The organism is Tatumella sp. JGM130 (assembly GCF_018257525.1).
GTDB lineage: Bacteria > Pseudomonadota > Gammaproteobacteria > Enterobacterales > Enterobacteriaceae > Tatumella > Tatumella punctata.
Window position 1 is genome coordinate 1 of sequence record NZ_JAERJS010000036.1, and the last position, 13,031, is coordinate 13,031.

The window sequence follows — 13,031 nt, forward strand, 5'->3', positions numbered from 1 at the left end:
TTAGTGTTTTGGCGAATACAAAACTAACCACTTTTACCGCCGTTTTCTATTAATTCACGCTAAGGTGCGATGAACCTGATTAATGACTGCGCACCGGCAGTGATTATTAGCGGTGAAGAGTGGCTGTCGCTGGTTCGTTCGGCGATGACGCAGGGATCCGGCCCTTATGTCCTCAGTCATCAGGAGATGCGTGCCTTGCCCTGCGGCCGGATACCGCTGAGCGAACCGTCCGGCGATGATATTGCCTATCTGCAATATACTTCCGGCAGCACGCGCTTTCCGCGCGGGGTGATCATTACCCAGCGGGCGGTCATGGCCAATCTGCAGGTCATCAGCCATGATGGCATTAAATTACGTCCCGGCGATCGCTGTGTTTCCTGGCTGCCTTTTTACCATGATATGGGGCTGGTAGGGTTTCTGCTGACACCGGTGGCGACCCAGTTATCCGTTGATTATCTGCGTACCCAGGACTTCGCCATGCGACCGTTACAGTGGCTGAAACTGATTGATAAAAACCGCGGTACTGTCACGGTGGCACCACCGTTTGGTTATGATCTCTGTTTACGCCGCAGCAGTGAGAAAGAACTGGCAGGGATGGATCTCTCCTGTCTGCGGGTTGCGGGGGTCGGTGCCGAACCTATTCCTGCGGAACTGTTAGCCCGGTTCAGTGAGCACTTTGCCGTGGTCGGCGCTAACCCGGCGGCATTTATGCCCTGCTATGGGCTGGCTGAAAATACCCTGGCGGTGAGTTTTTCTGATGAAAACTGCGGCGTACAGACGGATACGATCGACCGCGATATTCTGGAGTACGAGGGGCGGGCGGCTGTACCATCTGCCCGTACCCGCGCAGTATCTGTGTTTGTTAACTGCGGTAAAGCATTACCCGGTCACCGTATTGAAATCAGAAATGAAGCCGGAATGAGACTGCCTGAGCAACAGGTCGGCCATATCTGTATTTCCGGCCCCAGCCTGATGAGTGGCTATTTTGGTGACCCGCAAATACGAAAACAACTGCTGAATAACGGATGGATGGACACGGGAGATCTCGGATACCAGTCGGCAGGTTACCTGTATGTCACCGGACGTAAAAAAGATTTAATTATCATCCGCGGCCGCAATATCTGGCCACGGGATATTGAGTATCTGGCGGAGTCGGAACCCGAAGTGAACAGGGGCGATGCCATCGCTTTTGTGACGGAGGATCACGGGGAGAATGCCCGGATAATCCTGCAAATCCAGTGTCGGATCAGCTCAGAAGAACGTCGTAAACAGCTGGTCCGCTCGTTATCTGCCAGCATCCAGAGCGAATTCGGGGTGGTGGTGGAGATCGAACTGTTGCTGCCCCATAGTCTGCCGCGTACTTCTTCCGGTAAACCGGCGAGGGCAGAAGCGAGGAAGCGCTGGATGACCACGGCAGTCTGTCCTGCGCTGCCGGTCCCCGGATTCGCCCCATGAACCGTACGGTTGCCCTGACCGGCGGCACCGGCTTTATTGGCCGGTATATCGTCGGTGATTTGCTACGACGCGGGTTCAGGATCCGCGCCCTGACCCGTACTCAGCGTTCAGCCCCTGACGCACGGCTAAGCTGGGTGCATGGCTGTCTGGAAAGTCCGCAGGCGCTCTGTGAACTGGTTCGCGGGGCCGATGATGTGATCCATTGTGCCGGTCAGGTCAGAGGCGGCAGCGAAAACGTTTTTACCCGCACGAATCTGCACGGCAGCCAGGCGTTGTTACAGGCAGCTTTGCACAGCGGTCAGTGTCGCCGTTTTCTGTTTATCTCTTCTCTGGCCGCCCGCCATCCGGAACTTTCCTGGTACGCCGCTTCTAAACACCGGGCTGAGCAGCAACTGCAGACGCTTGCAGGAGATATTTCCCTCGGTATCTTCCGGCCGACAGCGGTCTATGGCTGTGGTGATAAAGAACTTTACCCGTTATTGAACGGCCTGTTACGCGGGGTATTACCCTGCCCGGCAGGCCATGACGGGACACTTTCTTTTCTGCACGTCAGTGATTTAGCTACTGCAGTCAGCCAGTGGCTGCTGAGCGCATCTCCGGCCACCGGTATTTATGAACTCTGTGACGGCATGCCAGGAGGCTATAGCTGGAAACGCCTGCAGCTCATCGGGGCCAGTGTCCGCCGGGGGCCGGTATGGCGGGCCAGTATCCCGTTAACGGTGCTGAGATTACTGGCGGCGATCTCTGTGCAGTGCCACCGCGTGACGGGGAAAGCACCAATGCTTACCCCGGCTAAAATCCGCGAAATCATCCATCCGGACTGGTCTGCCAGTAATCAGCGGCTGACTGCCGCTATCAGCTGGCGTCCTGAAGTGAGTCTCGAACGTGCTTTACGTGAGCGGCTTTTTTAATTCTCTGAACCGAGGTTTTACAACGTAGCTATGCTAAATCGTGATGCTGTGATGACCTGTATTCTGACCTGCCTGAAAAATATTGCTGACAGTGGTGTGGAAATCACCCCCGACAGCGATTTGATTAATGACCTGGGGCTGGAATCTGTCAGGGTGCTGGATTTGCTGATGATGCTTGAAGATAAACTGGATATCTCGATTCCGATTAATATCCTGCTGGACGTCAGAACTCCGCGGCAGTTACTGAACGCCTTGCAACCCTGGCTGGAGAACGCAAATGGGTCTTTATGATAAATTCTCCCGTTTGAAAAACCAGCGGCAGTATTTCAGTCACTCGGGACTGAATCCGTTCGGTACCTGCATCGATGAAGTTTATTCGGCAACTGAGGGACGTATCGGCGACCGGCGGGTAATACTCGCCGGGACCAACAATTATCTGGGCCTGACTTTCGACCCGCAGGCAATAGCTGACGGTCAGATGGCAATGGCACAGCAGGGCACCGGAACCACGGGCTCACGGATGGCCAACGGCAGCTATGGTTCCCACCTTGCACTGGAACAGGAACTGGCGGCATTTTTTGGCCGTCCGTCGGCGATTGTGTTCTCTACCGGATATACGGCTAATCTGGCAGTGATCAGTACGCTGGCCTGTCCCGGGGCAGTGGTATTAATAGATGCGGACAGCCATGCCAGTATCTATGATGCCTGCGCACTGGGCGGGGCAGAGATTATCCGCTTCCGGCACAATGATGTGGCCGATTTGGATCGCCGCCTGCAACGGCTGGGAGAGCGGGCTGCAGAGGCACTGATCATTGTCGAAGGCATTTACAGCATGCTGGGGGATGTTGCCCCGCTGGCGGAGATTGTCGCTGTAAAAAAACAGCGGGGTGGCTACCTGCTGGTGGATGAAGCGCACTCGTTCGGCGTGACCGGGCCTAATGGCCGCGGACTGGCTGAAGAAGCGGGTGTGGAACAGGATGTTGATATTATTCTGGGCACATTCAGTAAAAGTCTGGCCGCGATTGGCGGTTTTGCTACCGGCAGTAAAGAGATGGAAGTACTGCGTTACAGCAGCCGGCCATATATTTTCACCGCATCGCCTTCCCCGGCCAGTATTGCCTCAGTGCGGGCCTCTTTACGTACCATTGCCGGTTGCCCGGCATTGAGAAATAAGTTGTGGGACAACGCGAGACGTTTATACCACGGGCTGTCATTGGCCGGTTATCAGTCGGGGCCGCGCATTAGCCCGGTGGTGCCGGTGATGATTGCTTCGCAGGAGGAAGGGCTGCGCTTATGGCGTGACCTGATTGATCACGGGGTGTACGTTAATCTGGTCTTGCCCCCGGCGGCCCCGGCCGGTATGACTCTGCTGCGCTGCAGCGTCAATGCGGCGCACAGTGAACAGCAAATTGATAAAATTATTCAGGTATTTACCCGGCTAAAACAATAACCGTCACAGGATTACGCATAATGATGGCGGATGCGTAATCCGGACAATGGTTATTGCCGCGGTGCATTACCGGCAGGAGGGCAGTAGCCGCGACGTTCCATAAACTGCCCGATTGCCTGACCGGCGAGGGTAATCACCTGATTCAGGGGCTGATCGGCATCAATATCCACCACTTCTGCATTACTGAAAGTAAGCTGTGGTGTCACCGCTATTTTTCTGGCCAGTTTTTCTTCAGAATGGTCGGGTTTTCGCTGGCAGGCAATATTCAGACTGACATTCAGTTTAATCACCATATCCGGTTGTTGCAGGGTCATCCATGCAAATAACTTACGTTCTTTTTCTGCCATCCGCTGAATAACCCGTCCGGCGGTTATCTGTTCGGGGAATGACGGACTGTCATAGCCGCCGGGCACCTGTGTTTGCGGAAAACGGTCAGTGAGTACAATATATCCTTTACGCCGGTATTTCAGCATCCTGCGAAAACGTAATAACCGTCGTCCGACAAAAGCCATAATAACCAGCGCGGATAACAGACTGACATTTGCCTGTGGTGATTTTATTTTCTTTGTATTATGTATAATGGCTTTTTTTAATGGTTTACCCAGTAAAGGTAAAGCAGATAATGCACGGCCGGTGTTTCCTGCCTGTTTACCTAAATGTACCGGCATCGCCGGGCCATATCTTCGCAGTTCATTGATCAGATATTTACAAATCGTTGACTTTCCCGAACCATCACTGCCAATAACCGCAATTAGCGGTGGCCAACTGGAATTTATCATGGTTTGCTCTTTTGATAAAACAATCCCGAATATAACAGCTGTTATTTAATAGTTCTGCACAAAACAGGGCATTTTAGTGCCGGTGGTGGACAAATAGTGCTTAGTTATTATGTGATATTTATTTAAGTGATAAACAAGTTAAAGTAATAACCGGCAGTTATTTTATGTTTTTGACTTTAATTGCGCATTTCAGTTTTGCTATGTTGAATATGTCTTTATTTAGAATAAAATGATTTTTTTAATTTATGGATAATCACTGTGTCTGCACAGGAAATAAAAAACCTTCCTCCGTCGGCAGGGAAAATAATTGCTATCACAGGTTGTGATGGCTCCGGAAAATCAACGCTGGCGAACAGTCTGGTGAATTACTTATCTGCATACAACCCTACAGAACTGATTTATCTCGGTCAGTCATCAGGGGCGATAGGCCGATGGCTGGGACAGTTGCCGCTGGTTGGCGGGCCGGTGGGGCGGTTTCTTTTATCCCGCGCACAGCGGGTCAGTGAACATCCCTCCCGTCTGCCGGGCAATCTGACCGCACTGGTCATCTTCTTACTTTCTTGCTGGCGGGGTTATAAATTCCGGAAAATGCTGAAGAAAGCCCGCCAGGGGAGATTGCTGATCACCGATCGTTATCCGCAGGCTGAGGTCGCAGGGTTTCGGGTTGATGGCGCACAACTGGCGAAAACCAGTGGCGGAAACCGCTGGCTGGGCTGGCTGCGCCGCAGGGAGCAGAGGTTGTACCAGTGGATGGCCTCATACCCGCCGCGGTTGCTGATTCGGCTGAACGTGGACGAACAAACCGCCTGTACCCGCAAGCCGGATCATCCTGCGGTGGCATTGCGCGAAAAAATAGCGCTGATCCCGTCTCTGACCTTTAACGGGGCCACCATTATTGATCTTGATGGTACTGCGCCTGCCGCCGAGATCTGTCAGGCATCGTTACGTGCCATACTCCAGCGACTGACCCCGCCAGATATGTGATGGTCAGGGGATTTTCAGGCGAAATTTATGAAAACAGAAACTCCGTTCAACACCCGCCGTCCGGCTGAGTGCATTAAGGGACTGATTGCGGTGGCCGGCAGCGATGGCACCGGTAAGTCGACCCTGACAGCTGATATCGTTAACCGCCTGAGGGTACAGCGTCCGGTGGTACGGCGCTACCTTGGACTTATTTCCGGTGAAAATGGCGACAAAATTAAACAATTACCGCTGATTGGCATCTGGCTGGAACGCAGGCTGGCGGCCAAATCTGATAAAAGCCAGCGTATGAGCAACCAGGCTCCGTCCCTGTGGGTGGCGCTGATTATGTATGGTTTTTCTCTGTGGCGGGCCGCCTGTTTGCGTAAAACGGTACGGCTGGCAGACAGCGGAGTGCTGGTGATCTGTGATCGTTACCCACAGGCGGAAATATCCGGCTTCTATTATGACGGGCCGGGCATTGGTATCGAACGGGTCAGGGGCCGCTTACTGACACGGCTGGCCGAAAGTGAACGGCGTCTCTATCAGCAGATGGCCTCAATCCGTCCCGGACTGATCCTGCGGCTGGATATTGACGCGGATACGGCATTTTCCCGTAAACCGGATCACTCTTACGAAGAGTTGCAGGACAAAATTTCACAGATGCAGCGTATCAGCTATAACGGCGCCCGTATTATTGAGCTGGACTCACGGATCGCTTATCCACGGGTGCTGAGTAATGCATTAGCGGCAATTTCGCGACTGGCTTCTGACGGCGGTGATATCCGACAGCAGCAGGATATTTTTTATGGAAAATAGCCTGATAGCCGGCCACTGTCCGGTAAAATGTGCGGACGGTAAACCATGAAGCACTGGTTGCGTGACGGTGCCTTCCGTTCCCTGTTACGTAATGCTGTCAGTCTTTGCTGCGGCAGTGTGGTCAGTGCGTTGCTCGGTTTGCTGGCCTTATCCTGTGCAGGTAAAGGTATGACGCCACGTATGTTCGGCGTGCTGGTGGTTATTCAGGCCTATAACAAAGCCGTCAGTGACCTGATTAAGTTTCAGACCTGGCAGTTTGTGGTGCAGTTTGGCACCCCGGCCCTGCAGGAGAATAATACTGGCCGCTTCCGTGAAGTCGTCCGCTTTTCATTCGGTCTGGATATCGTCAGTAGTCTGATAGCAATTACTGGCGGGATTGGTTTGTTGCCGTTTCTTGCCTCCTCCCTGGGGTTAGACCGGGAAACCCTCTGGCTGGCGATGGTGTATTGCACCTTAATCCCTTCCATGACTTCTTCGACACCGACCGGTATTTTACGCGCCCTGGATCGCTTTGATTTAATTGCGATACAGCAGGCGGTCAGGCCATTTTTACAGGCGGCGGGCAGCGTGATTTGCTATTACTTCAGGCTCGGTTTTGCGGGGTTTATGATCAGCTGGTATATCGCTAACCTGGCAGGCGGCAGCCTTTTCTGGTGGTTTGCCGGACGGGAACTGAAACGGCGTAATATCCGTCATGCGCTGAAACCGGCCCTGTTTGGCGCGGCCAGAAACCTGCACGGGGCCTGGGACTTTGTCTGGACGACCAATATCGCTCATACCCTGTGGGCGGCAAGAAACTCATGCAGCACCGTGCTGGTCGGACTGGTCTCCGGCCCGGCGGCTGCCGGGTTATTTAAAATAGCCATGACCTTTTATGATGCTACCGGAACACCGGCCCGGTTACTGGAAAAAGCTTTTATCCGGAAGTGATGCGGCTTGACCCGCGAACCTCCGCCCCCTGGCGACTGGGGTTACGTGCAGCCCTGATGGCCGGAGGACTGGGTATTGCTGTGGCCTTACTGGTGCTGGTGGCGGGAGAACCGTTAATTACGGCGGTGTTTGGTCATCAGTATCTGGCGGCTTACGATTTAATCAAAATTATGCTGGGGGCCACCATAGTATCGATGCTGGGGTTCCCGCTGGAGTCGTTACTGTTGATGGCCGGAAAACAGCGGACGTTTTTAATCTATCAGGTACTGGCCTGTTTCTGTTACCTGATATTACTGACTGGCAGTTGTTATCTGTCCGGTGTGCGGGGGGCCGCCTATGCTTACTTTGCCGGACAATGCCTGAGTATGTTGTTAACCCTGATCCCGACACTGCGTGCCTACCGTGGCCGTCACCGGCCGGGACGGATTATGTTCCGCGAGAGGCAGTAACATGGGTAAACACTGGCAAAAGTTCCCTGCCGAAACCACGGCATTATTATTTCAGGCGGTGGAAGAGGATGATGTTATCGGGGCCGGAGACAGCCTGCCGGCCTGTGCTGAATTCGGCTACCCGTCACTGGTGTTGTATGAAAACTACGCCCTTTGTCTGCAATTCTGGGAAGAGGGCTGTCACCGTAAAGAACTGCTGGCGCTGATCAATACATTTCTGAAGAACAGTAACCAGCCACTGGCGGTGCGGATGCGCTACAAATATATCCGTGCCCGTTACAAACACCTGCGCTTTGCCCTGCGGCTGTACAGTACCGGTCACCGGCCTGGTCGTTTGCTGAATATGACGACGGTGATGCTTGGCCACTTTCAGGATGCCTTCCGCCACGGGAATCAGGGGCAACTACGTAAATATGGCTATATCCTGCGCGGACTACTGAGTACAGCTGTCTGGTCAGTGATTGATTATGCACTGCAGCATACGGAAATTGAGACTGAGCAGGGGTTTGCCGTTTACCGGCGGGCAGAGCTACAGCGGCTGCGGCAATTAACCACCCGCCAGACGCTGAGTGGCGCAGAATTCCATGAGCTGAGAAAAATCGTCAGCCAGCAGCTGTCCTTTTATGACACTTTGCGTTCACTGGCCCCGGAAAATATCCATGCCCGTCAGATGTCCGGATTTATGGCGGTGATTAACGGCCTGATGGGGGACCGTCATGACCAGATGGTGGCTGATAAACTGTCAGGCGGTGATATCTACGATCGGCCGGCACCACTGGACAGTGATATCCGCCGGCGTCTGGAACAGTTACTGACCGCTTTTTCCTTACCGGCAGAGGGTAACCGATGACCCTGTTCCGCTATCTGATACTGCTGCCATGGCTGATCATCCACGCGGCGGCGGCACATAATCTGGTGTACGGCCAGCCGGTGGCCCCGCTGCAGATCAGGGATCGCGGTCAGCTGGTTGTCAGTGCTCAGAGTATCAGCTACCGTCCCTGGGACAGTGGTGAACTGGCAGGTAAGGTGAGGGTCGTACTGGTGATGGCCGGACGCAGCACCGTAAAACACAATGATCATCAACTGATGATCGCCGTAAAGCATGCCCGCTTTCCGGTCACGGCCTTCCAGCCGGTGATTATTGTGAATATGGACGATACTGTTCCCGGAACAGGTTATTTTGTGCGTCGGAAAATAGAAAAGCTCCAGCAACGTTATCCGTGGGCCCTGTTTGTTATCGATAATGACGGGCAGGTCGGCAGGCGCTGGCAGCTGAAGGCAGACAGCAGTGCGCTGGTTGTGCTGGATAAAGGCGGCCTGGTCCGACGGGTTGAGGAAGGCCCGCTGACAGCGGCCGACAGCCGTCAGGTATTCAGTCTGTTACAACAGCTGGTCGCCGGGGAGCGGCAGGAGGCGCTAAAACCGCGTGCTGTCATGGCGGAGAAAAACCATGGGGGTAATTGAACGCTATCTGATGCGCGAAATAGCCCGTCAGGCGATACTGATCAGCGGCTTGCTGGTGGTGATGTTCGCCAGCTACTCGGCACAACGTTATCTGACGGAAGCGGCAAACGGGACCCTGGCTCTGCCGGTTGTTCTGGCGGTAATATTTTATAAAATAGTGATCTCACTTGAAATGCTTTTACCGGTCGGATTATATGTGGCTGCCGCAGTGGTTCTGGGGCGACTGCACACGGATTCGGAAATAACTGCATTTTTTGCCTGTGGTGGCAGTCCGTGGCGGGTGTATACAGCGGTACTGTTTCCGGCGGTGGTGCTGGCGTTGCTGGTTTCGGTGTTGTCGCTGTATGGCAGACCCCGCGCGTATAACCAGATTTACCAGTTGCAGCAACAGTCACAGTCAGCACTGGATGTCAGCCATTTACAGGCAAATACGTTTAATCAGAATAACAGTGGCAGAATGGTGCTGGCCGCGGGGATTGATCCTGCTACCCGTCAGTTAACCGATGCACTTATCTACTCGCGCACCGGCAATATTACCCGTTTATACCGTGCGCAACGAGTCACTGTCACTGATCCGTCCCCGCTCCGTCCCGGGGTGCGATTACAGGCGGGCACCGCCTATCGTCTCGACCGGCAGGGCAGGGATGATAACCTGCAACATTATAATGTGTTGCAAATGGCGCTGAAACCGACGGTGATACCGCTACGCACTGGGCAGAAGTCTGCCACGGTCAGGCAGTTGTTAGATGTACCGGTCCCCGGAAATATCGCAGAATTGCAATGGCGACAAAGCCGCGGCATCAATACCCTGATGATGGTGTTGCTTGCGGTGCCTCTGAGCCGCTGCCGCCCCCGCCAGGGGCGCTATGCCGCGCTGTTGCCATTAACGCTGGTATTTATTGCCATATTTTATGGCGGAAATCTGTGCCGTACCCTGGTGGCCAATAACTCGTTGCCGGAGATCCCCGGGGGCTGGCTGGTGACGGTGAGCATCGCCATAGTCTTACTGATGCTGATGTTCAGGGACTTTTCGTCACTGCGGCACCGTGTCTGATGGGGATTATCGAACGTTACCTGATCCGTTATCTGTTCTTCGGTTGTGCGGCTTCAGCGGCTCTGCTGTTGCCGGTTTTTTCCACGTTTAATCTGATGAGTCAGCTGGAGGATGTCACTGCCAGCGGCTATCGCTGGCCGCAGGCTCTGCTGGTGGTGGTTATGACGGTGCCGCGCACCCTGGTCGATATCGGCCCGTTTATTGCTTTACTCGGTGGTATTAACGGACTCGGGCTGCTGGCAAAAAACCAGCAACTGACGGCGATGCGCAGTGCAGGACTTTCTGTCTGCGCCCTTGGCCGGGTGATGCTATTGGCGGGGGCGATGGCGGCCGTGATATCTGCGGCGGTCGATCAGTGGATTGCTGCACCTCTGCAGCAACAGGCGCTGGTGATCAAAGCACGCGCTCAGACCGATCTGCCGGAGGGTAAAAATACCTTATGGGCGCGGCGAAATAATCAATTTGTTACCCTCAGATATCCGGATGCAGCCGGTGAGCCGTTTGATATTGAGATTTTCATCTACAATCCGGACTTCACCCTTAACCGCTACTGCTATGCCCGTACCGCAACCCCTGAAAAAAATGGTTTCTGGACCTTGCATCAGGTCACCCGGAAACAATGGCGGCAGGGACAGGAAACCCTGAACAGCCTTGAACAGACAGCGTGGCAACCGATACTCCCGGCGGCGCGTTTGCCGGATCTGATACAGCCTCCGGACAGTTTCTCAGTACAGCAGTTATGGCACTATATTGGTTATCTGCAATCCTCCGGACAACCGGACAACCAGTACCGGATTAGTTTATGGAAAAAAGCAGGACAGCCAGTGCTGATGGTGGCGATGCTGTTACTGGCCGTTCCTTTCACTCTGAATGCACCCCGCGCATCGGCAGGAGGGCGGCTGGCTGTCGGGGTCATTACCGGATTGCTGACCTATATCAGTTACCAGGTGGTACTGAGCCTCGGGTTACTGCTGTCATTCAACCCGCTGCTGACGGCACTGTTACTGCCGCTAAGTCTCCTGTTGCTGGCACTGATACTGCTGCGGCGTTTTGACCGGTACCATCAGTAACCGGCGGGGAGCGGCGCGCCCTGTCCCTGCGCGGGCATTTTCCCTGGAAGGGTTAAGCGACACAAAAATATACATAATCAAACATTTTTCCTGTGCTGCTGCCCGCCTGGTGCAATACGCGGTTCAGACGGGTTCCCACTGCAGCAACACAGCCTGTCAGGCTGAGCCATTAATTGACAGTTGCGCAAAAGGTACCTAGCTTTAGCTGCTGTATGGTGATGGCGTGACCGGCAGCATATTGCCGAAACAGACCCGGTAGTTGCTGCCAGTGACAGAGGTTTCCTGAAAGCGGGTTAATCCGGTATGGTGAATCTAAACAAATTCAGACAGGGGCCGCAGACGAAAGCACGGGTACTGGCATTTTTCAATATCAGGCCTGAAGAGTGGCAGCCTTTGCTCTGGTGTATGGCTTATATCTTCTGCCTGTTATGTTCCTACTATATTTTACGGCCAGTCAGAGACACGCTGGGTGTTGAAGGAGGAGTGCATAACCTGCAATGGTTATTCACTGCCACATTACTCTGTATGCTGGTGCTGAATATTCCCTTTTCGGCGTTATCCCGTTCGGTTCCGCGGCAGCGTCTTATCCCGCTGATTTATTACTTTTTTGTCATTAATTTACTGATTTTTGCTGCACTGATGTACTGGTTACCGGCCGGTGAACGGGTGTGGGCGGGGCGGTTGTTTTTTGTCTGGGTGTCTGTATTTAACCTGTATGCGGTTTCCGTATTCTGGGTGCTGGTGTCGGATTTATTCAGTACCGAGCGTGCCGGACGGTTGTTTGCCCTGATGGCAGCCGGTGCCACTGTCGGTGCTATCGGGGGCTCTTTTCTGACAACCCTGTTTGCCCGTCTGCTGAATATCAGCGGACTATTGCTGTGTTCGGCACTGCTGTTGTTATGCGCCATATTTTGTGTACGGCGGTTAATTCATCATTCCTGCGGGCTGAGCCGATCCGCTGCGACTGATACCTCAGTCAGTCGCGACAATGACGCCCCGGCCCTCGGCGGCAGTATTTTTGCCGGTATCACACATACTTTCCGTTCGCCGTACCTCAGGAATATCTGTCTGTATATGTTGTTGTTTTCCACGACATCGACCCTGTTGTATTTTCGGCAGGCGGATTTGGTCAGACATGCGTTTAACAGTGAAGATGCCCGCACCACTTTCTTTGCAGCCACCGACCTCGCGGTCAATATCCTGACACTACTGACCCAGGTTTTTATCGCCAGCCGGTTGCTTAACCGTTATGGCACGGCTCTGGTGCTCTGTTTTCTGCCGGTTCTGACCATCATCGGTTTTTTATCGTTATCTCTGTGGCCGACCCTGCTGGCGGTCATGCTGTTCAGCATATTCCGCCGTGCCGGGAATTTTGCCCTGGCCCGGCCGGCGCGTGAGGTGTTGTTTACCGTGTTACAACGGGAAGATAAATACAAAGCGAAAAGTTTTATTGATACGGCTGTGTACCGGGCGGGTGATCAGGTGGGTGCCTGGAGCTGGGCGGCGATGGGGGCCATCGGTATACCGGTGGCTCTGATGGCGTGGGTGGCAGTGCCTCTGTCATTACTGTGGTGGGTTAACAGTTTATGGCTGGGACGCAGACAGCGGGTGATTGCTGATCACCATCGCCGGCAGCCTGAACAGTACTGATCAGCCCTGTTCAGACTCTCTGTCTGCCTGAGGGGTTAAC

11 protein-coding genes and 2 pseudogenes are annotated in these 13,031 nt (G+C 53.9%); 12 read left to right on the forward strand and 1 reads right to left on the reverse strand.

Annotation, left to right across the window (positions count from 1 at the left end; all coding sequences use genetic code 11):
- Nucleotides 1–75: 75 nt before the first annotated feature.
- The 4 genes and pseudogenes from JK211_RS14130 to JK211_RS14145 form a co-directional block, all read left to right on the forward strand.
- Nucleotides 76–1,455, forward strand: a pseudogene (locus JK211_RS14130) (fatty acyl-AMP ligase); the annotation flags it as partial.
- Nucleotides 1,452–2,366, forward strand: coding sequence for an NAD(P)-dependent oxidoreductase (locus tag JK211_RS14135; protein ID WP_212709316.1), 915 nt, complete (start codon nucleotides 1,452–1,454; stop codon nucleotides 2,364–2,366). The pseudogene JK211_RS14130 and the gene JK211_RS14135, both read left to right, overlap by 4 nt.
- A gap of 30 nt (nucleotides 2,367–2,396) precedes the next feature.
- Nucleotides 2,397–2,657, forward strand: a complete 261-nt coding sequence (locus tag JK211_RS14140) for an acyl carrier protein (protein ID WP_212709317.1) — start codon at nucleotides 2,397–2,399, stop codon at nucleotides 2,655–2,657.
- Nucleotides 2,644–3,816: an aminotransferase class I/II-fold pyridoxal phosphate-dependent enzyme gene (locus tag JK211_RS14145; RefSeq protein ID WP_212709318.1), complete on the forward strand. Its 1,173-nt coding sequence runs from the start codon at nucleotides 2,644–2,646 to the stop codon at nucleotides 3,814–3,816. The genes JK211_RS14140 and JK211_RS14145 overlap by 14 nt, the downstream gene beginning before the upstream one ends.
- Nucleotides 3,817–3,866: 50 nt before the next feature.
- On the opposite strand, the gene JK211_RS14150 is transcribed toward JK211_RS14145, so the two are convergent.
- Complete coding sequence (locus tag JK211_RS14150; protein ID WP_212709339.1) at nucleotides 3,867–4,592, reverse strand: thymidylate kinase; 726 nt, start codon at nucleotides 4,590–4,592, stop codon at nucleotides 3,867–3,869.
- Between the two features lie 255 nt (nucleotides 4,593–4,847).
- Here JK211_RS14150 and JK211_RS14155 point away from each other — a divergent pair, with 255 nt between their 5' ends.
- The 8 genes and pseudogenes from JK211_RS14155 to JK211_RS14190 all read left to right on the forward strand — a co-directional run bounded on the left by JK211_RS14155 (nucleotide 4,848) and on the right by JK211_RS14190 (nucleotide 12,991).
- Nucleotides 4,848–5,579: a hypothetical protein gene (locus tag JK211_RS14155; protein ID WP_371734645.1), complete on the forward strand. Its 732-nt coding sequence runs from the start codon at nucleotides 4,848–4,850 to the stop codon at nucleotides 5,577–5,579.
- Nucleotides 5,580–5,606: 27 nt separating this feature from the next.
- On the forward strand, nucleotides 5,607–6,374 hold the full coding sequence (locus tag JK211_RS14160) for a hypothetical protein (protein WP_212709319.1): 768 nt from the start codon (nucleotides 5,607–5,609) through the stop codon (nucleotides 6,372–6,374).
- Between the two features lie 45 nt (nucleotides 6,375–6,419).
- Nucleotides 6,420–7,753 (forward strand): annotated as a pseudogene (locus JK211_RS14165) (lipopolysaccharide biosynthesis protein).
- Between the two features lies 1 nt (nucleotide 7,754).
- Nucleotides 7,755–8,603: a hypothetical protein gene (locus JK211_RS14170; RefSeq protein ID WP_212709320.1), complete on the forward strand. Its 849-nt coding sequence runs from the start codon at nucleotides 7,755–7,757 to the stop codon at nucleotides 8,601–8,603.
- Nucleotides 8,600–9,217: a YtfJ family protein gene (locus JK211_RS14175; RefSeq protein WP_212709321.1), complete on the forward strand. Its 618-nt coding sequence runs from the start codon at nucleotides 8,600–8,602 to the stop codon at nucleotides 9,215–9,217. The genes JK211_RS14170 and JK211_RS14175 overlap by 4 nt, the downstream gene beginning before the upstream one ends.
- A complete protein-coding gene (lptF, locus tag JK211_RS14180; RefSeq protein WP_212709322.1) occupies nucleotides 9,204–10,271 on the forward strand; it encodes an LPS export ABC transporter permease LptF in 1,068 nt (355 codons plus the stop codon). Before JK211_RS14175 ends, lptF begins: the two co-directional genes overlap by 14 nt.
- Nucleotides 10,271–11,341: an LPS export ABC transporter permease LptG gene (gene lptG, locus JK211_RS14185; protein WP_212709323.1), complete on the forward strand. Its 1,071-nt coding sequence runs from the start codon at nucleotides 10,271–10,273 to the stop codon at nucleotides 11,339–11,341. Before lptF ends, lptG begins: the two co-directional genes overlap by 1 nt.
- 303 nt (nucleotides 11,342–11,644) lie before the next feature.
- The gene (locus JK211_RS14190) at nucleotides 11,645–12,991 is read left to right on the forward strand and encodes an NTP/NDP exchange transporter (protein WP_212709324.1); all 1,347 of its coding nucleotides are present in this window, start codon (nucleotides 11,645–11,647) and stop codon (nucleotides 12,989–12,991) included.
- Nucleotides 12,992–13,031 lie beyond the last annotated feature (40 nt).